This window comes from Bacillus sp. MN7755, from assembly GCF_054771475.1.
In genome coordinates this window covers 301,776-323,694 of the sequence record NZ_BTRL01000008.1, presented here as the reverse complement: position 1 = coordinate 323,694, position 21,919 = coordinate 301,776, and the positions used below count along the sequence as shown (strand labels likewise).

The window sequence follows — 21,919 nt, the reverse complement described above, 5'->3', positions numbered from 1 at the left end:
CCTATTCCCCTCCGTTCCCATCATATTTATATACTTTCGTTGCACGATAATATAAGTAAATTAACAGAACAGAGAATAGAACAACAATCATAGATAACGCAGATCCAAACGGCCAATCACGCGCTCCTAAGAATTGATTTTGAATTACGTTTCCGATTAACGCTACTTTCGATCCACCCATAACGTCTGATACAACAAACATTCCGATAGAAGAAACAAACACTAAAATAGAACCCGTAGCAATCCCTGACATCGTCATTGGTACTGTAACATTCCAAAATGCCTTTACTGGTGTTGCACCTAAATCATAAGCTGCTTCTAGCTTACGCTTATCAAGCTGCTCAATCGCTGCATACACTGGTAAAATCATAAATGGTAATAAAGAATATACCATTCCGAGTATTACAGAAGGTGTATTATATAGTAAATTTAAAGGTTCACTAATAATACCTAGTTTCAATAGCAATGTGTTTACAAGACCTTGTGAACGTAAAATAACAATCCATGCGTATGAACGAACAAGGAAGTTAATCCAAAACGGGATCGTTGCCAATAATAAAAGAATTGAACGGTATTTACGATCAACAATTGTAATTGTATAAGCAAATGGATAACCAATTACTAAACAGATTACTGTTGTAATAACTGCAATCTTAACAGTTTCCCATAACGTTCCCATGTATAGTGGATCAAACACACGAGCTATATTCTCTAACGTAAATTGCATTTCCACTGTTCCGTATGCTCCGCGCTGCATGAAGGCAAATGCCAATACAAACAGAAGGGGAATTAGGAAGAAGATTAACAGCCACGCGACTGTAGGTAGTGCGAGTAATTTCCCTTTTTTCAATTTAAGGTCACCTCGTCCTCTTGCTCCCAGCCTACGTATACATTATCTCCAATGCTCCACTGCGTTGCTTCTTCAGCAGTTTGATATGCCATTAGTAATTCTGATGTTTTCTCGTCACGTACATACAGCTTTTCCATATTTCCAACAAACTCAATGTCTTCAATATGTCCAAGATGGTATTCTTTTAAAATCGGCTCTTCAACCGAACGTACCTTTACGTTTTCAGGGCGAATTGCTACATAGCCTTCCCCGTTTTTCACAATATTATTTTCACCGATAAATGTTGCAACGAACATCGTTTTTGGCTTATTATAAATTTCTTTCGGCGTTCCGATTTGTTCAATATGTCCTTTATTCATAACAACAATACGATCACTCATGCTCATCGCTTCTTCTTGATCGTGCGTTACGTATATGAACGTAATTCCTAAATTACGTTGTAAGTTTTTCAATTCACGTTGCAAGTCTTTTCTTAACTTAAAGTCTAACGCCCCAAGTGGCTCATCTAGTAATAATACACGCGGGTTATTTACAATCGCTCTCGCAATTGCTACACGCTGCTGCTGTCCACCAGAAAGCTTCGCAGGTTTACGATTACGGAACTCAAGTAACTGCGTTAAACGCATTGCCTCTTCAGCACGCTCTTTCTGCTCTGCTGCCAGTACTTTCTGCATTTTCATACCGAAACAAATATTTTTCTCCACATTCATATGTGGGAATAGCGCATAATGTTGGAACACTAAATTCATATGACGCTTGTACGGTGGCAAATCGTTAATCTTTTCATCATCTAATAAAAGATTCCCTTTAGTTGGAGTTTCAAAACCTGCGATCATACGAAGTAACGTCGTTTTCCCGCAACCACTCGGTCCTAAAATTGTTAAAAATTCTCCTTCTTTAATATCTAAAGAAAGAGGTGGGATAATCACTTGATTTCCAAAATGTTTTTCTACTGCTTCAACTTTAATAATCTTTTTCATTTTCCCGTCCTATCTACCTTAAATTTTAATTTTTATATTCATGAATAAATATTTATGTTCTATAGACTATTTTTTGTTTCGATCCAAACAAAAATGATTATTTAACAAGCGTTCGCTTCTATTCTTTATGTATTATGTTTGATTCATTTTCGCACGATACATAACGTCGAACAGAAAAACCCCTTCCATTGCGAAGGGGCTATTATCATACGGCTACGCCTACTGATAAACACCATCATCATTTTAACAACTTTCGTATGAATTTTAAAGCACTTTTTGTAGAAGAGTAACGAATTTTCATATCAAATGCCGTAGATTGGGCCAAAATACTTTTATAATGTGAAAAAGTCCGAAAACTTTCTTCCCCATGATAACTCCCTAACCCACTACTACCGACGCCCCCAAAAGGTAAATATGGCGTTGCAAGATGATAGACAACATCATTAATACAACCTCCGCCATATGAAATATTACTCGTCACTTTCTTTTGTACTTCTTTATCTTCAGAAAATACATATAACGCTAACGGCTTTGGATGTTGCTGAATTGTGTCAATTACCTCTTCTATGTTGTCGTACTCTACAATTGGTAAAATCGGACCAAAAATTTCATCTTCCATAACCGCATCTTGCCATGTAATGTTCGTTACTACTGTCGGTTCAATATGTAATGTATCTTTCTTATAGTTCCCGCCAATTACGACTTGACCATCTTGTAAAAATCGACATAATCGTTCAAAATGACGATCACTCACAATTCGCACGTAATGATCATTATGCAGTGGCTCTTTGCCATACTGCTCCGCAATTTCGTGTCGTAATGCCTCGATTAACTGTTCTTTCACGGAAGCATGCACATACATATAATCCGGGGCTACACACGTTTGCCCTGCATTTAAAAACTTCCCCCACACAATTCGTCTTGCTGTTACATCTATTTTCGCATCTTTATGTACAATACACGGACTTTTTCCGCCAAGTTCTAACGTAAGCGGCGTCAACCGTTTCGCAGCTGCTTCCATCACAACTTTTCCAACACCGACACTACCTGTAAAGAAAATATAATCAAATGGTTCCTTTAACAATTCCGTACTCTCTTCTATACCGCCTTCTACTACCGCTACAAGCTCTTCTTGGAATAATTCCTCTAACATTCTCGTAAGCACTTTTGAAACATTTGGCGTTAACTCTGACGGCTTTAAAACAACTGTATTTCCAGCTGCCAACGCTCCTACAAGTGGTGCAATTGCTAATTGAAACGGATAGTTCCAAGGTGCAATAATAAGTGTCACACCGTACGGTTCGGGCACTACTTTCCCCTTTGATCCAAAATGGGTGAGTGCTGTTCGAACACGCTTCGGTTTACTCCATGATGAAATATGCTTCAATTGAAAGGAAATTTCTTTTAATACATACCCAACTTCCGTTGTAAACGACTCATGAATTGACTTATTTAAATCTAATTTCAACGCCTGAAATATTTCTTCTTCAAAACGCTGAATGCCTTCATAAAGCTTCTTCAAATTATTCTTTCTCACTGCTACACTTCGCGTATGGCCATTATAAAAATATTCCTTTTGTTTATTTACAATAGAAGAAACGCTCATTCATTCACCTTCCCCCACTATTTTTATCCAATTCTTTCATTATTTATATAGACTTCATATTATAATAAATTTCTATTCGTAAAGTTACATTATATATAATTTCTTCTTTTATATAAAATTCATTGCTCACAAAAAAACTACCGAAAGAAAATCTCTCGGTAGTTTTACTGTATTAACGATATAAGCGAACAGCACCTGCAGAATTATCATCAGCTTGTCCTACTACTTCAAACTTTAGGCCAAGGTTCGGTAAAATACGTCCTGCATCTGGAATCTGTTGATTAATATACGTTTTCGAATCATCAAACTTCGGCACACCTGCTAAGCCATTATACGTATACGTTCCACGCGTTGGAGATACAACTTTCCATGCTGGCGTTTTATCAAATGAGAACGCCGCATCAGCGATTTGGAATCGTGTACTACTGTCAATTGTCGGTTTACCATTTAAAGTTCCTACAATTGCTTCTGGATGAGAGTCAACTACACCAAGGAAACCATGTCCTGGATGTAAACCAACCCAGTTATCTGTGTAAGCTGAGTCTGCATACCATACAACCATACCAGAGTTATATTCTGGACCGCGAGCAAATTTCAATGCGCTATCTGATCCAGTATGATTTCTCCACTCTACATAGTAGTTATGTTTTTTCTTCTCAGTTCCGTTAGAAACTGCGAAACCATCTAATTTAAATTGTGGTGTACCTTCTGCATCATCAGAGAATACTACTTTACCATCTACTGTTAATGAAGCATTATCAAGTAGGAAACCGTTTAATGCTAAACCACCATCTGTAATGTACTCAAATGTTAATTTTACTTTCTTACCTTTGAATTGGCTTAAATCATATGATTTATCAACCCATTTTCCATTTGTCGAATCTGCATTTCCACTATTTGCTTTCTCACCAAGTTTTTCAATTAGCGTTTTTTGCCCATCTTCTGTTACAGCATGTACTTCAAGGAAATCATACTCTGCTTCGATTTCATATAACGATTTGAAATCAAATTTCGCATTCGTTGCATTCGTTAAATCGAACAGCGGTGTTTCTAACGTTGTATGAAGATTGTCACCTTTTGTGCTGTAGTAATACTGCTTACCAAATGCTGGAGCAATCGTTTTTATATCTTTATCAGGTAAGTTTACACGAATCATACCTGGACGGTTCGTTTTCGTAACACTTTGATCTAAATATGTTGCTAGACCGATACCTTTATTTAATTTCTCGTAATCTACTTCTACGATATTCGCCCAGTTACCACCAATTGTTTTTTGGAAAAACTCTTTATTTTGTGGTGAGAAACTCGTTGGCGTTGTTCCTGCAATCTTACCAGCCCAGCTTCCGCCACTCATAACAGACCAAGCTTGAATTGGCTCACCATGACCAGTATAGTCTGTATCATACTCATCTGGAAGGCCTAAATCATGACCATATTCATGCGCGAATACACCAACTGCGCCATCTTCTGGCTCAATTGTGTAGTCGAATGCCGCTATCTTTCCGCCCCAATATGGAACTTTCGCTTGTGTACCTTCAATTGGGAATGGTTTTGGTCCAACTGTCCAGCGATGTGACCAAATTGCATCGTCACCTAATTTACCACCGCCCGCTTCTTGTCCAACACCTGCATGAATAATCATTAAGTGATCAATTAAACCGTCCGGTTGCTTTTGATTTCCATCACCATTTACATCGTATTGATCGAACTGATCAAACTCAGATAAATCAATACCGCTATCTACAGCTGCTTTTAATGCATCTTTTACTAAATCACGTGGTCCTTTTGGTCCTTTATTATCATGACCTGTAGCAGCATCCGCACCGTAATCAGCAGCTTTACCAGGAACTGTTAACCATTTTGTAACTGTTCCGTCTACTGTGTAACTACCACCAGATTGCTCTTCATAATATTGTTTAAACGTTTCGATTTTGCTTCCATCCTCTAACGCAAATGGCTCATCACCGAATAACATTTTTTCATAATGTTCTTTGTTAAAGTCTTCCGAATACATATAGCCAGGCTCTTTATCGATATTGTTATGTTTAAAGTCAGCGTACTCTACAAGTAAAACGAGTACTTTATCTTTACGAACATCACCGTTGTACGCTTTTTCCTTTGCTGGAGATGTTGGTACTTTACCATTTAGACCACCCCTAACTGGTCCTGTCGCTGCAGACGTTCCTGTTGCAGGTTTGTCTAACTTTTCTTTCGTATCTGCTTTCGCATCTTTCACTTTCTTTAAAAAGTCAGATGCTTCTTTCGTAAGTGGGTCCCCATTTGTTACTTCTTTCCCCGGATTTTCACCCTTTTTGTTCTCTACGTATTTTTCGACAGCTTTCTTTGTTTCTTTCTCTGAAGCCTTCGAATCAATTACCCCACGTTTTTTTAGCGCATCCGCTAAACGTTCTTCCGGAATTAAATGATCATCAACTGGGCTCGTAGCTGTCTTATTCACAGGCGTTTCAGCATATGCAGATTGAGTACCAGCTCCGAACGAAAGACCTAATACAGCTGTCAAAGCGATTGAAGATAAAACTTTGAACGGTTTCTTGTTCATCCCTTATTTCCTCCCCTAATAAATAATATGTATTACAAATTGAATTTTATTAAAAATTCAATATTTTTTCAATATTTAGTCATATTATGTAATGTTTTTAATATATTTGTAAAAATTCCATAGTTAGCATACGAGTATATCACAATTCAACAATGTTTTCTGAAAATATTGAAAATATTTGTCAGAAACTTTATAATCGCCATAGAGGGAATTTAATGGGGATTTTATCTTTGTTTTATCTACAAAATATTTGATAATTCACTACATAAAAATACAAAATCCGATTGCATTATCACGTATTCTGTAGCAGCAGTTATGACCGATAATTAGGGAGGAATTACATTTGTACAAAGATAAGACTGACGCATTGGATCAAGAATGGATTGATTTAATACTTGAAGCTCTAGACGCTGGTATCGCTCTACAAGATATCGAACATTTTTTCCAACGTACGAAACCATCAAGCCAGGCTCAATAGGTTTGTTCTTTTTAGCGAAGTTTATGTTATAATAATGACATCATAAGACGACGACATATTGATAGAAAGGTGCGCAAATATGATTGGAGAACGTATAAAACGCCTGCGTTTACAAAAAGGTATTTCATTAACTGAACTTGCCGAAAAAGCCGGTGTTGCTAAATCTTACATTAGTTCTATAGAACGAAATTTACAAAAAAACCCTTCCATTCAGTTTCTTGAAAAGATCGCAGCAGTTCTACAAATTCCAGTTGACACTCTACTTCATGATGAAACAACAAAGGAAAATCACCTAGACTCCGAATGGACACAACTCGTTAAAGATGCGATGAGCTCCGGCGTCTCCAAAGAACAATTTCGTGAATTTCTTGAATTTACAAAATGGAAGCAAAATCAAAAATAATAAATAGAAAGAAGTGCTTACAATCGGCACTTCTTTTTTCTTTATAAAAAAAAGCGGGGGATACCCGCTTTTTTATTATTTTTCTTCTCCAGCTTCTTGGTTAGCATTGAATGTCCATTCTAAATTCAATGAATCACCTTGGAAGATATTTTGTTCTTTTCCATCATCTACAAATTCAAATTGTACCCATAAATAATCCTCTGTACCAGCTTCTAATCCACCCTTTTCTCCCCACTCAGGAGCAAAGATGTCTTTAGCTAAAAGATCTGGGTCAGTTTTTTGTAGGTCTGCTAAAGTTGTTTCATATACAGGCTCACTTTGTTTATCCCAGTTCCAAAGGAATTTCACTTTAACGTGCTTACCAAAGTCTTCACCAGCATTATCACCTTTTGCATCTTTTACAGTATACTTTGTCGCTAGTTTAACATCTTTAATTGTTAATGAACCGCTATTCTTTAATAAGAACTCTTTCTTAATAGAATCCCCTGGTTTTAAATCTTTAATATCTACAAGCGTTTTAGGGTCTAATGTAAGATCTAACGTCCCAGCTGCAAATGTATTGTTCGATACTTCTTTATCGCTAAAGTAAGCGAATGTTCCTCCACCAATTAAAGATAACCCCAATGCTGCTGATGCAACTCCCATACCTAATTTCTTTTTCAGACTCACAATCAATTCCCCCTAGCTGTTTTTTATATTTTTTATTGCTATCTCTTATTTAAAATAAGAGATATAACTAAAACTATATTAGCTTAGCTAATATTTGTTCTTTTTTAAAAACCTTATGTTCATTATAACGAACAAACCTATATAAATACAACACATATTTATTAATATTTTCAGTTATTTTCATTTCTCAATATTATTTTGATTTTTCAGTAAAATGTTGAAAAATCAAAATAATATGAAAAGGACCCGAAAAATAGGCGAGTGATAGTGCTCTCGCACCTATTTGTTTATGATCCCTATCTACTCTGGAATGTTACTATATTTTACTTGCTATCTTTATTTTTCTGTTCTTCTTGTTTTTTACTTTCTTCTAGCTTTTTCGCTTCTTCTTGTTTCTTCTTTTCTTCTAGTTTTTTCGCCTCTTCTTGTTTCTTCTTCTCTTCTAGTTTTTTCGCCTCTTCTTGTTTCTTCTCTTCTAGTTTTTTCGCTTCTTCTTGTTTCTTACTCTCTTCTAGTCTTTTCGCTTCCTCTTGTTTCTTCTTCTCTTCTAATTCCTTTTGTTTCTCAGCCTCACTCACTTGTTTTGCTGTTTCATCTACTAGTAACTTCTCAAAATCTTGAATTTGTTTATCAATCACTTGTAAATTAACTTCTTTATCAATATACTCACATTTTTCTTTCACTATATGGAAGCCAGCATTCACATACGAGAATACTTGCTTATTCGATTCAGTTGTATTTATTTTTAACTCTTCTTGTACTTGATTATAAGGTTCTTCTATTGATTTATACACTTTTTGTAATGATTCTCTCTCAGCAACTATTTTCTCACGCCCTTGCTTCCACGTAACAAGCGCCTGTTCTAATTCTTGAGCGGAGGTAACAGTTACTTTTAATTTCATCTCTTCGTACTCATGCAAAATAACTTCCTTATGTTGCTTAGCTTGTTCTGTTAATTGATCAACTGTTTTTGGAAAAATACTTGCTGTAGAAATAGTAGCCTCAACTTTCGTTTCATGAATAAAAGCTGCTTCTGTATACGTCATCATTTGAGAGCCTAAATAAAAAGTAATAGAACATATACATGGCAATAAAAGCATCTTTTTGAATTTACTAGGTGGCTTCAGCATTTTAACCTCTCCTATCGAACAACTCGTTCTTTATCAAGAACTATATCTTTATTATAATAAAGTGAATTGCAAAATGATATAAAATTATATTTCTTTTTACATTTCTCTTTTAGCATAAAAAGAGACTACCGCTTTTGATAGTCTCTTTTTGGTGTCCTTATTGTTTTCCTTCAGCATCGCCTTGTTGTGCATCAAACGTCCAAGTTAATTGCAGCTTATCACCTTGGAATTCATTTTGATCTTTTTTATTATCAACAAACTCAAATTTCACTTTGAATTTATCAGATTTACCTGCAGAAATACCTTTTTCATCCCAGAACCAAGCAGCTAAATCGTTGTTTACCGCAGTAAGTGTGTCACCCTTCAATTTATCTAGCGTTGTTTCCTTTACAATTGTTTCATGCTTGTCTACATTTTTTAAGAATGTTACTTTAATATGCTTACCAAAATCATCTTTATTATCTTTCTTCACATCTTCTACTGTATAATCTGTTTTTAATAGTACTTTTTTAATATCTAATGTCCCTTTATTTTCTAATTTAAATTCTTTTTCAACTGTATCACCAGGTTTTAAATTCGATACGTTAACAACTGTTGATGGATTTAATGCTAAATCAAGCGTACCAGCCGCAAATGTATTGTTTGACACTTCTTTATCGCTGAAAAATGCAAACGTTCCTCCGCCAACTAATGCAGCCCCTAATACTGCTGATGCGATACCCATTCCTAATTTTTTCTTTAAAGTCATGTCCATATCCCCTTAATCTATATATTTGTCAACTTCCTAACCGGAAAGTATAACCAAACAAACTAGACCGATTGTTCTACTTTTTTCTCTTTCTTTTCTCCGTCAATGCTACGAATCGCACTAAAAATAGTAATAGCGGAATAGCCTAGTAAAAAGACTCCTGGAATAATAAGAAGCAAAGCAGCTCCAGCTTTTGAATTTGCATAATTTAATGCATACCCTGCATAAGGAACTGTAATATCCGCATATTTCCCAATGACATTCTCAGCAAGTACTGGTTCTAAATCAGGACCGTTGTTGTTATCCCCTTTTGTTTCATACATTACTTTTCCATTTGTATCTTTCACACCAATAATACGGTGAGTGATAATTTTTTCATCTTTCTCTTTAAAGGTAATAACATCACCTTTTTGATATTTAGAACCATCTTTCGTCGGCTCTATCGCAATGATTGATCCTGTTAAAAATGTTGGTTCCATCGACCCTGAAAGAACGCTCTTAAATTGATATCCCATTACCGTTGGATCACCACCGCTCGCTTTTGAAGAAATAACTACAAAAGCTAAACAAACCATTAACGCAAATAAAACAAATGAGATAACGTTGCTAATCACCTTCCAAATTAATTTCATCGTTTCTCTCCCTCTCCGTTGTTTTATATTATTTGAAGTATGCAATATTCACTTTAGTTCTTTAACAAGAACACAAGTAAATAATATAACGAACAAAACTGAAATGCAATAAGAAAATTTACAATTATTAGTTATTTTAAACAAAAAAAGACTGTGACAATATCTCTTCACAGCCCTTTAAACTAGTAATTTATTTTTCTTCTGATTTCATTCCTTTTGTATTTCGGCGTAGCACTACAAATAAAATGGCTCCAAATAGTATGGCGGCACCTATTCCAATACTTATTATTTTCACGTTTGATTCGTTTACTTCAGGCTCGACCGTATCTTTTTTAGGCATCGCAAAAGTAACATCTTCCTTAGAAAGAACATTTACCGTCGCAATTGTTTGATTATTCTTCATAATATCAACTGCCCCAACTACCTCACCACGATGAATTCCTTTATGATACAAAGAATCTTTATCTAATGCAGCCGCACGGAAAGTCGTTTTCACATTTTTCCCTTCATCTTTCTTAAGCATCAGTTCTGCACTTTTTTCAAGCTCGCTATCAATATCTTTATTTAAATACGTTGTCTTTTGATGCCAACTATGTTTATCCAGTACAGTTTGCTTCACAAATTGACCAAAAGAATAGTCGGCCATCTGCTTTAAATCTTCATAAATTTCAGGTCTTTGAGAAGCCATCACTACATTTATAATACGATTTCCATCCTTCTCATTTAATAAAACGAGTGTATTACGCGCTTCATTTGTAAACCCTGTCTTACCACCAATACTAAATGGATTTTCAAAATAAGTAGATTTATTAAAAATAGACACCGTCTGCCTAGATGTCGTAACTGTCGTCCTTTTCGTATTCATCGCTTGCAAAATCTCAGGGTACTTTTGCACACCTCTCGTAATCATAGCCATATCATATGGCGTAGTATAATGATTCGGATCATGCAATCCATTCGGTGTTACAAAATGACTATCAGTAGCCCCTAATTGCTTCGCTCTCTCATTCATCATATTAGCGAAATTCTCAACACTTCCACCAATACGCTCCGCAATCGCATATGAAACATCATTCGCACTTAACACCATTAAAATTGTAAGCGCTGTATCTCTATTTATCGTCTCACCGGGTTGAAACTCAATTTGATAATTACTCTTCTCTTGATCTAATGCTAATTGTGAAAACGTAAATTGATCCTCTGGCTTCGTATGTTCCATAAGTAAAATCGCCGTTAACACTTTCGTCATACTAGCCGGAAATGCACGATGATGTGCGTTTTTATCATACAAAACATCTCCAGTTTTCGCATCAATCGTAGTTGCAAACTGACTAAAAACATTCGGCCCTTCCTTAGGTGGTGGGGCTACTTGTTCTGGATTCACTCCAATATTTGTCTCAGCACGTAACGTCATAGGTGTGGAAAAAAACAAACAAATAACGGTAATAAAAACCAAAATTTTCTTAAATTTTACCATATGACTCTCCCTTTTCACTATACTCTCACAGTTTAAAAATTGAATCTACCAATCTATATGTAATTTGTATTAAATTGGAAGAACATTCGCTGTTTTTTACTATATCATACTTTTACGATGAAGAACATAAATATACAATAAAAAATAAGAAAGAATTATTCTTTCTTATCCTTCTCATCAATCAATGAATCTATTAGATTTTGACTAGCTTCCTCAGGTGTAATCTCATCTGTCATCCCCATAAACGACCAACCTTTAGAATCGACCCACTCAACAAACTCTTGCAAAAACTCATCATGTGTAACATCCACATCAAGAATTGAGCCGTTAATTGAAATCGTCCTATTTTTAGATACACGCATCTTGAACGTTTTCCTTACCATTACAATAATTCTCCCTCTACTCTTGAATATTTATAAAATAATCTTGTATCTCTGTTATACATGATTTTAAGTAAATTGTAAAAAGGATATATTGGCCAATTTGGATATTGAAGATGGAAATCTCTTATCCTACATAACCCTCGTGCGATATACGAATGGTTATATTATTCAACAATTAGACCATTTAGATGAATAAGAAATCATGGTCTTTTGGAAGATATCATGCAAAATAGTATAATTTGAATAAGAGAACTAAGGCAGCTCCATTTAGCTGGACTTTTACGTTGTAGACTTAGAGACTGATGCGGAAATTACTATTTGGTTCCTATTTCTGCACATAATATCGCTGGAAAGAAGGTAGTACTGTGAAAACAACAGAAAATTTTACTGACAAGGCCGATATATATGCGAAATATCGCCCTAGTTATCCTAAAGAATATATTGATTATTTGCTTTCGGCTAACGAACTGAATAAGAATCAGATTGTGGCCGATATCGGTTCAGGTACGGGGATATTTAGCCACCAGCTGCTTGAAAGTGGTTTACATGTTATTGGAGTTGAGCCAAATGATGACATGAGAAAAATGGCAGAACAATCGTTAAGCCATTTTTCTCGTTTTCAATCAATAAAAGCAACTGCCGAACATACCACTTTAAAAGAAAATAGTCTGGATTTAATAACTGTTGCTCAAGCATTTCATTGGTTTAATAAAAAAGCTTTCAAAATCGAATGCCAACGAATTTTGAAACAAAAAGCAAATATTGCTCTTGTTTGGAATAGTAGAGATGTAACTAGTCCGATTATTAAAGAAAATGCAGAAATTTGCCAAAAAACCTGCCCAAACTTTAAAGGATTTAGCGGTGGAATCGAGGAAACGCCAGAAATTTTTAAAAGCTTTTTTAAAGATGGAAAGTATGAGTTTAAAGAATATCAAAATGATTTACTTTTTGACTATGAAGGTTTTCTAGGAAGAAATTTATCAGGATCCTATGCTCCGAAAGAAAATGACGAAGAATATAAAAACTTTATTTCTCTCCTATCAGAGTTATTCGAAAAATACAGTAAGAATGGAAAAATTGTTCTCCCAAACTTAACGCGAAGTTATATGGGCAATGTGTAAACAACCAGACATAAAGTAGAACTTTAAACAGTCCTCACCAATCGGGCACGATCATTGCATAACCCTTAGCTTTATTGTTATATGTTGAGTACACTATATCAAAAATTACACAACTCTATTTTAACCCCGTCCTAAATTCATAACGGGGTTATGCTTGTTTTAGGTGATTAAATGTAATAGCTTTATTATCTTTTTACAAACAAATCACATTTTACCACACCAAATACACTTGACTTTATTACAATGGAATGGAATATATTAGGAAGCAACTATAACGAGGAGGAATTTCATGGCGCGTTGTACGTATTGTAAAACGAAATGGAAAGTAAAAGATGTATGGTCGATACTCATGGCATTTGAAAAAGATTGTCCGTATTGTTTCGGAAGGCAATATTTATCAAAGAAAACCGTAAACGCTATGCCAGAACTTTTAAGCTTACCTTTACACTTCTTATTACCTTTTCTTGTTGATTTGAGTGATGAAGGTCCTTTGGATTGGTATCGAAAAAAATAATATAACCGTTTTATTCGAACCCACTTTTAATTAAACTTTCTATTTATATATTCCTTAATACACTACTAACGTGATTCCAAATACTTTCCTTTCAAAAGATTAATATAAAAATATTGTAAAATTTCATTCAATTATATATAATTACTTTAGCGTAAACATAAAAGATGCTGTTACATAAGCATTTTTGAAGATCCCGTAGCTCAGCAGGGAGAGCGCCACCTTGACAGGGTGGAGGTCGTGAGTTCGAGCCTCTCCGGGGTCATAAAACCTAATAGTATCAAGGCTTGAGAGAGTATTCTCAAAAGCTAAAACTGTGGAGGTCTCCATCAGACACCACAAGTTAAAAGAGGACTACTTCTAGTCAGCAAACCAGCTGACTCAGGGGTAGTCCTCTTTTTGTTTCCATAAAACTGAGAAAGGACTGAAAAGAAAATGCTACTTAAGTTTGCTATGAAGGATTTCAAGGAGGAAAAAGAGTTCGCTAATCTGTCCCCCTCGTACAATTGTAGTTAGCATACGAGCTGGAAAAATCTCTGAAACTCTTAGTTTTAATCTAGACGAATTAACTGAGGAGGTAAACAACGATACGTTTAATAGATAATACCTGCCGAGCCGACTCGAACATCCTAATTTAACGATACCCTACTTAGTACTTCTATACAAAAATAAAGCAAGGATTTCTCCCTGCTTCTGTTAATTTCTTTTATTGAGAAGATTAGCCACCAATATTCTTATCTGCCATTCTATACAATTTATATCTATTTTGCCCTCTTCTTTTTTCGATTTCTAAATATAATCTCTAACGCTACTACTGTGATGAATCCAACAGTTAGTTGTATGCCTGTAAATAGCAACTTATCATTTAGCGGAATATCAGGTGCACTCCACAGCAGCACTGGAGGAACAAGTATGCCAATGATTACAATAGTTCTCATTATCTTTCCCATTTTGTTTCCCCTATCGTATTTTTAAAATCTATATGTATTTTCCAACTAACCTATAATTCTACTAATTTCTCACGTAGAATCAATTCACTCTCATTCAAATACCCTCTATGTATTTCCTCTACAATCTTATCATGATTAAAGCATAACACTTTTTCATCACCTAAATAACCAACCGGATAAAGAACCCCTACATAATCAAAATCACGTTTATCCGCTGAAATGACCATTCTTCCAATAATCATAACAGGTTGGTTTAGATCTTTTAGCTTTACAACTGAACCAATCGGGAAAAGCTCCATCGTCATTCTCCGTTCTTTTTAGATATATTCTTCGACTTGTTACTCAAAATTTCTAATAGATAGGAAATTCCAATACCTATTCCACCAATAATCAATGCTGCAATAGCTGTTAAAAACCTTTTTTCCATTGGCTGCGGAAAAAAGAATGAAGAAAAAAATAAAACCGCGGTAAAAATATACATCAAAATACGTCCTTGTTTAAACATGTGTGATTACTCCTTTTTTTCAGGTTTCAAGAAAAAACCTCCTCCAAAACCTTCGTATGATGCATAAAAACCTTTCTCTTGACCCATGTGAAGCTTATACCCATAAGTCCCTACTCCCAATTCTAAGCGGATTGTTATATCGTGATCACTGAAATACGGAATAATATCCGGAACATCAATTTTCTCTAAAAGCAATTCATACTTGCGCGAACTATATTCCGCACCTACCTTCACTGTATACTCATCATAACCTACAATACTACTAAAATCGTGCATTTTTTGAGTTACAGTTATATCTTCCATATAAGGAATATCCGTTCTTACATAAGATGTTTCTTGAGCGCGTGCCTCCACTTTTCCACCAATCAAGTTACCACTAGAAGCATCTTCGCGGAGTGTTTCTTTACTATACGGAATATTTAGCTCTGCAGAACCAGTACCGAACTTTGTATTTATTTTACTATCCTTACTTAATTCAAACTCACCATTTACTACTGTACCTTCTAATTTCCCTCCAAGTCGATCTCCTTCAGCACCTTCTGCCTTACCTGTAAGATATTCGACTTTATCATTATTTTTATTAAGAATACCAGAAGCCATCGCAATGGCAACATCCATGTTATCTACTTGTTCAAATTTATTAGCAGAATCAAGAAGAAACTTCTCAAGTGGCTCCAATATGATTATAAATTGTGCCATCTTAAAGGATGAATCACGGAAATCCGTATTAAATTTCATATAGGTTGAGCCCAACCAATTACTAGAAATCATATCAATATCTCGTTTTAGTCGCTCCTGTGTTGCAGTTGCATTCGTGATAGTTGATCTAATAGTCCCTGCCACTTTTCGCAACTGTTCAGGAGTAACTTTTATATCCCCCATAGCCATTCCCCTTTTAAATATTTATATGGAATATTTTACCACAATAGAGTTTTCGCAACTATGAATATTTTATATAATCTTAAAAATCCGAAGTCTTTTTCTCCTCAGGGTTACCCTTATAGCACTTTGAAATTATAACTTATGCATTCGTGCTAACTCTGTAATATAACCTACTTTTTTTATCTTTTTAATAATAATTTCTGCCTGTCCAAATGTTCTTTGATTTATTTCTTCTCTTATTTTCTTCAATATTTCTCCCGTTTCATCTGGTCCTCTCACATCTATCACGACAGTCCTGTGTGAACCTTCGGACAAATGTTTCAATCTATCTTCAAACTGTTTTACTACAATATTTATTAATGAACGTCTACCACTAGATGTCATAGCATTGTAGTTTTTAACTTCTATTAAAACAGTAAACATTTTGGTTTTACTTCGCTAAATCTCTGATAAAATTGTTATCTACTCGCTCCATTCCATTGTGTAGCGATATTCTTAATTTGATTGCATAGGTCATTATGTAAATATTCTAAGAAGTGCCTGATGTTACTTACTGTCTTTGCAGTCTGTTCTAACCGTTCAGACGTTACTTTTATCTATACCATTCCTTCTTTGCATATTGATTTATATGTTTCTTCATTATAAATATCAAAATAAAAAAACCAGCAACTTTAAAATTACTGGCTTATCTCTTATTCATATTCGAAAACACAATCACAATTGCCCCAAGCACATAATGCCCCGCTACCATCCACATACTCCGATCAAAGATCATAAGCGATAACCAAAGCGATATATTAATAGCAGCAAATAATAAGTATAAAATGAAGTCTCTCTTTTGTAGTGCCCCTCTATTCATTGCAATGTAAATGGCACCAATAGGAGGAAGGGTAAAGCAAAGAAAAAAGACAAACATTTTTCTTAACGACCATGGATATGAAATTACTGTCTGCATACGAATCTCCTTTTCACTTTATAGTACCCTTAACATTGGCCTTACTATTCTATATTCGTCACTATAAGGCTCCTTTATCGTTAAAGATGAGTGAAGATCTTTTGCTTCTTCTATCATTGTGAATACTTCTGTTTTTTCTTGTAATATGTTGGATTCACTATTTTTAGTAGGTTTTTTACTTGTTTCAATTTTCTTTGTAACTTCTCCGAGCCTTTGCCCCACTTTTTCAGTTTTAGCAGGTTCATTCGTTACGTAGTATTCCTGCCCCTCCCATACTAACATAGGTGGCACTTGTTCTCGTTTGTTACATATTATATAGGTAGTACTAGCTACAAGTAGTAGACATGTTAATAAAAAGAAGATAGTTTTTTTATTCATATACTATTCTCCCTATCCATCATTTTATTAAATTATATAATATCCATTATATGCAGTAAATGGATTATGCGGGAATTTTCGGATTTTAAACCAAAAAGGAAAAACCTTACTAATAGTAAGGTTCCATTTTTACATTCTATAGTGACTGATTTATTAAAACGATCATTACGATAATCGCTATAAACATAACAACTAAACAGCCGATCATTTTATAAAAGCCTCTTTTCGTTAACGTCCCACCTTGCACGTCTTTACGAATAAATAAGAATACGGCTAAAAATAATACAAGCCCAATGCCAAAAGCATACATCATTTGCATATGTTAATCTTCCTTTCTCTCTTCCATCTTAATATCTTTTTGCCAAAACAACAAACGAGATAAAGACGGTACTCATCGTGAGTGCCATAAGTATATTCAATAGTTCAGTAGCAGATAGTGTAATTATTTTTAAGTTTAAGCCGATAGAGAAAAGAAGATAATATGCTGTTAACGCAAAAAAGCTGAAGAACATGCCTTTATAACGAATTAATTTCATCCGCTCGTCTTTTTCTTTAAATTGTGGGTGTAAGTAGCTTAGGCAGAAACACATAATCATCATTGCAAGAACTGTATAAGTTGGAGTCGGTGGTGCTGAATGCGTCATTATACCTGCTAATACCATAGTTCCACTCATAATAAAAAAAATAATTCCCATGATTAAAAAGTACTTTTGTGAATAGTTCATCTTTACTCCTCCCCTTCTTTTCCTTCATAAATAAATACATGTTCTATCGTTGTCTGAAATGTTTTTGCTATTTCAAATGCTAACGGAAGTGATGGATCATATTTTCCCTTTTCAATTGAAATGATGGTTTGTCTGGAAACTCCAAGTTTCTCAGCCAATTTTTCTTGAGATAGTCCAAATTTTTTTCGGTATTCGACCATTTTATTTTCCAAGGAAATTTCTCCCTCCTTCCTTATACCGAGTATATATGTAAAGCAAACTTTACGTCAAGCTTCCTTTACATTAGTTTTGATTATTATTCACGCTATTTATATAGAAGAAACTTTTTCAATTTCAGTACGTCTATTTTGAAACAAAACACGGAACACTGTAAATAACCGTTACTATATCTCCTCCTCTCTTTTTTTAAAATTTAATATCTCCATATTTGTTTTACCCTTTTAAAATATTTCATTTATCCCTTTATTCTACGAAATGTGTTATTAGTTTTACGGTGTTTTTCGGCATATTTATAGAAACTAACTGTTTATGAAGCATTTTTTATGTTTAGCCACTTTTTTTGTAGAAATCCTTCACTTTCCTTTCGATATTTAACACTATCTAAATAAAGTTTACGATAAATTCATAATTTTTTATTTTTTATACTATATTCCGTTATATTGTTGTATAATATCAATGAAAGCGCTTATTATTTCAATATACATAATTCGAACTCATTTTTATCGAAACATTCTAATTATTATACTTATATTTACGTGCAATAATTTTAGCTATTCGTATAGGTATACCAAATATATCCACCCCATTTTTCTGTAAAATTACTTTATAACATGAAAGATTAACTTGGGTGATAAGTTATTGTGAATGTTTTTTTACAAAACAGATAAGTAATAGTGTTTGGTATTATGTAAATTATTGTAATAACATAAGAGTAAAGAAAACATTTACATTGATTATTGGTTCATTAATTATTGAAAAGAGCAAAATGCACCTTTTTGTATGGAAAAAGGATTATATGCATTGGGAGGTTTAAACAAATGACGAGGAAGAATACAACGACAAACCCTTGGGCCAAGTTCCACGGTCCGAACCTTGGTTATGTTATCGAACAGTATGATCTTTACGTAACTGGAGCAGGTTCTGTTGATCCGGAATTACAAGAGCTTTTTGAAATTTTTGGAGCTCCTTCGTTTCAAGATGATGTCGTAACAGGGGACAACACAGCAACACATTTTTCTCCTCAAAACACAGGGAACATTGAAAAAATTCTTAAAGTCGTTCAGCTTGTTGAGCAGATTCGTTCTTTCGGACATACGTTGGCTCACATCAATCCGATGGAAGATGCTGCAAATGGACAATCTCTTCTTGAGAAAGCAATGAACGAACTGAGCGATGCTGATTTGAAAGCGATTCCAGCAAAAACAGTATGGCAAGATGCACCAGAAGGTATTCACACTGCACTTGATGTAATTCATAGATTAAAAGAAGTGTATACACAATCTTTAGCTTATGAATTTTCTCATATACAAGATAGTGAAGAACGCGCGTGGTTGCATCAAATGGTGGAATCAAATTCATTGCGTCAACCACTATCAAATAAAAAACGAACTGCTCTTTTAAAACGTTTAACAGCTGTTGAAGGTTTCGAGCAATTCTTGCATAAAACATTCGTTGGGCAAAAGCGTTTCTCTATTGAGGGCGTTGATATGCTTGTACCTGTTCTAGATGAAATTGTTCTAGAAGGTGCCAAGGGCGGCGTAGAAGATGTCATGATTGGTATGGCTCACCGCGGTCGTCTAAGCGTACTTGCTCACGTATTAGAAAAACCTTATAGTCACATGTTTGCTGAGTTCAAACATGCAAAAATAGAAGACGCAGTGGCAAATTCTGGCTGGACTGGCGACGTGAAATACCATTTAGGTAGAGAACAAGTCGTTGGTAACGATGAAGTTAGCACTCGCGTTACATTAGCAAATAACCCAAGTCACCTTGAGTTCGTTAACCCTGTTGTGGAAGGTTTCGCACGTGCGGCTCAAGAAAATCGTAAAAAATCTGGTCTTCCAGAACAAGATACTTCAAAATCATTCGTAATTTTAGTTCATGGTGATGCTGCATTCCCTGGTCAAGGTATTGTATCTGAGACATTGAACTTAAGCAGATTGAACGCGTATCAAACGGGCGGAACAATTCATGTTATCGCAAACAATGCAGTTGGTTTTACGACTGATAGCTATGATTCTCGTTCTACGAAATATTCAAGTGACCTTGCAAAAGGTTTCGATATTCCGATTGTTCATGTGAACGCTGATGATCCGGAAGCTTGTCTTGCTGCTGCTAACCTTGCGATTCAATATCGTACATTGTTCAAAAAAGATTTCTTAATCGATTTAATTGGTTACCGCCGCTACGGTCATAACGAAATGGATGACCCAGCAGTTACTCAACCACAAGTGTACAAAAAGATTAAAAATCACCCAACTGTAAGAGCACTTTATGCAGATCAATTACAAGCTGCTGGTGTTCTAAATGCAGATGAGATTGAAACAATTACACAGTTTACGCAAGAGCAATTAAAATCTGACTATGCACAAGTACCACCAGCTGATACGAGCGATGCAACAATTCACGTTAAAGTGCCAGATGTTGTTGCAAAAGGTATTCAGCCAATTGATACTGGTGTTGAGCTTGACTCACTTCGTGCAATTAATGAAGGTCTACTCTCTTGGCCAGAAGGCTTTAACGTATATCCGAAAGTGAAGAAAATTCTTGAGCGCCGTAAAGATGCTCTTGAAGAGAACGGTAAAATTGAATGGGCACTTGCTGAGTCATTAGCATTCGCTTCTATTTTACAAGAAGGTACGCCAATTCGTTTAACTGGTCAAGATTCACAGCGTGGTACATTCGCGCACCGTCATATCGTATTACACGATACTGATACAAATGAAACATATTCACCATTACATCGTTTACCAAACATCAACGCTTCATTCTCTGTTCATAACAGTCCGTTATCAGAAGCTGCTGTTGTTGGTTACGAGTATGGTTATAACGTATTCGCTCCAGAAACTCTTGTTATGTGGGAAGCGCAATATGGTGACTTCTCAAATACTGCGCAAGCATTATTTGATCAATATGTTTCAGCTGGAAGAGCAAAATGGGGTCAAAAATCTGGTTTAGTTCTTCTATTACCACACGGTTATGAAGGTCAAGGACCAGAGCACTCTAGTGCACGTCCAGAGCGATTCTTACAGCTAGCTGCTGAGAACAACTGGACAGTTGCAAACTTAACGAGCGCGGCACAATACTTCCATATTTTACGTCGTCAAGCATCTATCTTAGGAACCGAAGCTGTTCGACCATTGGTACTGATGACGCCAAAGAGCTTATTACGTCACCCACTTACGCTTTCAACTGCTAGCCAGTTAAGCGAAGGACGTTTCCAACCTGCATTAGAACAAGAAAACCTTGGCACAAAACCAAACAAAGTAAAACGTCTTGTTTTAAGTACAGGTAAAATGGCGATTGACTTAGCAGCAGAAATCGAGTCTGGTAAGCATGAGTACAATTTAGATGAAGTTCATGTCGTTCGTATTGAACAATTGTACCCATTCCCTGCTGAAAAAGTTCAATCTATTATTAAACGCTTTAAAAACTTAGAAGAAATTATTTGGGTTCAAGAAGAGCCTCGTAATATGGGCGCATGGCATTACATGGCTCCAATTCTGTTCGAACTAGCTGGAGATAAAGTGAAAACAGGTTACATTGGACGCCCAGATCGCTCTAGCCCATCTGGCGGCGATCCATTCGCTCACAAAGCTGAGCAAGAACTAATTGTTGCACACGCTTTAGACGTGAAGTATAACTTCCGTCAAGATAAACAAGAAATTGAAGTTTTCAGCAACTAAAAAGTAACAATGAAGGTTTCTAGCTTGTTCTTGGGCAGATATTCTGCCCAAGGTCAGGCTAACAAATGGAG

26 protein-coding genes and 1 tRNA gene are annotated in these 21,919 nt (G+C 35.4%); 6 read left to right on the top strand and 21 right to left on the bottom strand.

What is annotated here, in order from left to right:
• Position 1: 1 nt before the first annotated feature.
• The 4 genes from potB to inhA1 all read right to left on the bottom strand — a co-directional run bounded on the left by potB (position 2) and on the right by inhA1 (position 5,996).
• The gene (gene potB / locus ACYVEC_RS08725; RefSeq protein ID WP_000715496.1) at positions 2-850 is read right to left on the bottom strand and encodes a spermidine/putrescine ABC transporter permease PotB; all 849 of its coding nucleotides are present in this window, start codon (positions 848-850) and stop codon (positions 2-4) included.
• Positions 847-1,830, bottom strand: coding sequence for a spermidine/putrescine ABC transporter ATP-binding protein PotA (gene potA, locus ACYVEC_RS08720; protein WP_063224537.1), 984 nt, complete (start codon positions 1,828-1,830; stop codon positions 847-849). Before potA ends, potB begins: the two co-directional genes overlap by 4 nt.
• 238 nt (positions 1,831-2,068) lie before the next feature.
• Entirely contained in the window at positions 2,069-3,436 is a 1,368-nt protein-coding gene (locus tag ACYVEC_RS08715) for an aldehyde dehydrogenase (protein WP_063224538.1), read from the bottom strand.
• 172 nt (positions 3,437-3,608) lie between these two features.
• Positions 3,609-5,996 (bottom strand): M6 family metalloprotease immune inhibitor InhA1, encoded by a 2,388-nt coding sequence (gene inhA1, locus ACYVEC_RS08710; RefSeq protein WP_098556545.1) that lies wholly within the window; start codon positions 5,994-5,996, stop codon positions 3,609-3,611.
• A gap of 343 nt (positions 5,997-6,339) precedes the next feature.
• Here inhA1 and ACYVEC_RS08705 point away from each other — a divergent pair, with 343 nt between their 5' ends.
• On the top strand, positions 6,340-6,474 hold the full coding sequence (locus ACYVEC_RS08705; protein WP_060630024.1) for an anti-repressor SinI family protein: 135 nt from the start codon (positions 6,340-6,342) through the stop codon (positions 6,472-6,474).
• Between the two features lie 79 nt (positions 6,475-6,553).
• Positions 6,554-6,877 carry a helix-turn-helix domain-containing protein gene (locus tag ACYVEC_RS08700; protein ID WP_000578883.1) on the top strand — a complete coding sequence of 108 codons (324 nt, stop codon included), beginning with the start codon at positions 6,554-6,556 and terminating at the stop codon, positions 6,875-6,877.
• A gap of 75 nt (positions 6,878-6,952) precedes the next feature.
• Here the strand turns inward: ACYVEC_RS08700 and calY are convergent, their stop codons facing one another.
• The 6 genes from calY to ACYVEC_RS08670 all read right to left on the bottom strand — a co-directional run bounded on the left by calY (position 6,953) and on the right by ACYVEC_RS08670 (position 11,916).
• Positions 6,953-7,546: a biofilm matrix protein CalY gene (gene calY / locus ACYVEC_RS08695; RefSeq protein ID WP_098556543.1), complete on the bottom strand. Its 594-nt coding sequence runs from the start codon at positions 7,544-7,546 to the stop codon at positions 6,953-6,955.
• Between the two features lie 323 nt (positions 7,547-7,869).
• Entirely contained in the window at positions 7,870-8,676 is an 807-nt protein-coding gene (locus ACYVEC_RS08690) for a DUF4047 domain-containing protein (protein ID WP_098556541.1), read from the bottom strand.
• Between the two features lie 157 nt (positions 8,677-8,833).
• Complete coding sequence (locus tag ACYVEC_RS08685) at positions 8,834-9,424, bottom strand: CalY family protein (RefSeq protein ID WP_098556540.1); 591 nt, start codon at positions 9,422-9,424, stop codon at positions 8,834-8,836.
• Between the two features lie 62 nt (positions 9,425-9,486).
• A complete protein-coding gene (gene sipW, locus ACYVEC_RS08680) occupies positions 9,487-10,056 on the bottom strand; it encodes a signal peptidase I SipW (protein WP_000767813.1) in 570 nt (189 codons plus the stop codon).
• 190 nt (positions 10,057-10,246) lie between these two features.
• On the bottom strand, positions 10,247-11,533 hold the full coding sequence (locus ACYVEC_RS08675; RefSeq protein ID WP_460506167.1) for a D-alanyl-D-alanine carboxypeptidase family protein: 1,287 nt from the start codon (positions 11,531-11,533) through the stop codon (positions 10,247-10,249).
• 155 nt (positions 11,534-11,688) lie between these two features.
• On the bottom strand, positions 11,689-11,916 hold the full coding sequence (locus ACYVEC_RS08670) for a hypothetical protein (protein WP_000251858.1): 228 nt from the start codon (positions 11,914-11,916) through the stop codon (positions 11,689-11,691).
• A gap of 365 nt (positions 11,917-12,281) precedes the next feature.
• Here ACYVEC_RS08670 and ACYVEC_RS08665 point away from each other — a divergent pair, with 365 nt between their 5' ends.
• The 3 genes from ACYVEC_RS08665 (at position 12,282) to ACYVEC_RS08655 (ending at position 13,813) form a co-directional block, all read left to right on the top strand.
• Positions 12,282-13,037 (top strand): class I SAM-dependent methyltransferase, encoded by a 756-nt coding sequence (locus tag ACYVEC_RS08665; RefSeq protein WP_063224544.1) that lies wholly within the window; start codon positions 12,282-12,284, stop codon positions 13,035-13,037.
• Positions 13,038-13,326: 289 nt separating this feature from the next.
• On the top strand, positions 13,327-13,551 hold the full coding sequence (locus tag ACYVEC_RS08660; protein WP_098556534.1) for a hypothetical protein: 225 nt from the start codon (positions 13,327-13,329) through the stop codon (positions 13,549-13,551).
• A gap of 189 nt (positions 13,552-13,740) precedes the next feature.
• A tRNA-Val gene (locus tag ACYVEC_RS08655) sits at positions 13,741-13,813 on the top strand.
• A 496-nt stretch (positions 13,814-14,309) separates the two neighbouring features.
• On the opposite strand, the gene ACYVEC_RS08650 is transcribed toward ACYVEC_RS08655, so the two are convergent.
• The 11 genes from ACYVEC_RS08650 to ACYVEC_RS08600 form a co-directional block, all read right to left on the bottom strand.
• The gene (locus ACYVEC_RS08650; protein WP_098555463.1) at positions 14,310-14,498 is read right to left on the bottom strand and encodes a hypothetical protein; all 189 of its coding nucleotides are present in this window, start codon (positions 14,496-14,498) and stop codon (positions 14,310-14,312) included.
• A 50-nt stretch (positions 14,499-14,548) separates the two neighbouring features.
• Entirely contained in the window at positions 14,549-14,797 is a 249-nt protein-coding gene (locus ACYVEC_RS08645) for a DUF4176 domain-containing protein (protein WP_098555462.1), read from the bottom strand.
• 2 nt (positions 14,798-14,799) lie between these two features.
• Positions 14,800-15,003, bottom strand: a complete 204-nt coding sequence (locus ACYVEC_RS08640; protein WP_000476182.1) for a hypothetical protein — start codon at positions 15,001-15,003, stop codon at positions 14,800-14,802.
• 6 nt (positions 15,004-15,009) lie between these two features.
• Positions 15,010-15,885, bottom strand: a complete 876-nt coding sequence (locus tag ACYVEC_RS08635; protein WP_098555460.1) for a WXG100 family type VII secretion target — start codon at positions 15,883-15,885, stop codon at positions 15,010-15,012.
• A gap of 132 nt (positions 15,886-16,017) precedes the next feature.
• Entirely contained in the window at positions 16,018-16,308 is a 291-nt protein-coding gene (locus ACYVEC_RS08630) for a hypothetical protein (RefSeq protein WP_231428410.1), read from the bottom strand.
• 35 nt (positions 16,309-16,343) lie between these two features.
• A complete protein-coding gene (locus ACYVEC_RS08625) occupies positions 16,344-16,430 on the bottom strand; it encodes a hypothetical protein (protein WP_231428569.1) in 87 nt (28 codons plus the stop codon).
• A 140-nt stretch (positions 16,431-16,570) separates the two neighbouring features.
• Positions 16,571-16,840 (bottom strand): hypothetical protein, encoded by a 270-nt coding sequence (locus tag ACYVEC_RS08620; protein ID WP_142332711.1) that lies wholly within the window; start codon positions 16,838-16,840, stop codon positions 16,571-16,573.
• An 18-nt stretch (positions 16,841-16,858) separates the two neighbouring features.
• Positions 16,859-17,218: a hypothetical protein gene (locus ACYVEC_RS08615; RefSeq protein ID WP_098555459.1), complete on the bottom strand. Its 360-nt coding sequence runs from the start codon at positions 17,216-17,218 to the stop codon at positions 16,859-16,861.
• Between the two features lie 136 nt (positions 17,219-17,354).
• Positions 17,355-17,537 (bottom strand): DUF3976 domain-containing protein, encoded by a 183-nt coding sequence (locus tag ACYVEC_RS08610; protein WP_001178300.1) that lies wholly within the window; start codon positions 17,535-17,537, stop codon positions 17,355-17,357.
• 28 nt (positions 17,538-17,565) lie between these two features.
• Entirely contained in the window at positions 17,566-17,943 is a 378-nt protein-coding gene (locus tag ACYVEC_RS08605; RefSeq protein ID WP_063224556.1) for a hypothetical protein, read from the bottom strand.
• A gap of 2 nt (positions 17,944-17,945) precedes the next feature.
• Positions 17,946-18,155, bottom strand: coding sequence for a helix-turn-helix transcriptional regulator (locus tag ACYVEC_RS08600; RefSeq protein ID WP_000428510.1), 210 nt, complete (start codon positions 18,153-18,155; stop codon positions 17,946-17,948).
• Positions 18,156-18,980: 825 nt separating this feature from the next.
• On the opposite strand from ACYVEC_RS08600, the gene odhA reads away from it, so the two are divergent.
• Complete coding sequence (gene odhA / locus ACYVEC_RS08595; RefSeq protein ID WP_098555457.1) at positions 18,981-21,848, top strand: 2-oxoglutarate dehydrogenase E1 component; 2,868 nt, start codon at positions 18,981-18,983, stop codon at positions 21,846-21,848.
• Positions 21,849-21,919 lie beyond the last annotated feature (71 nt).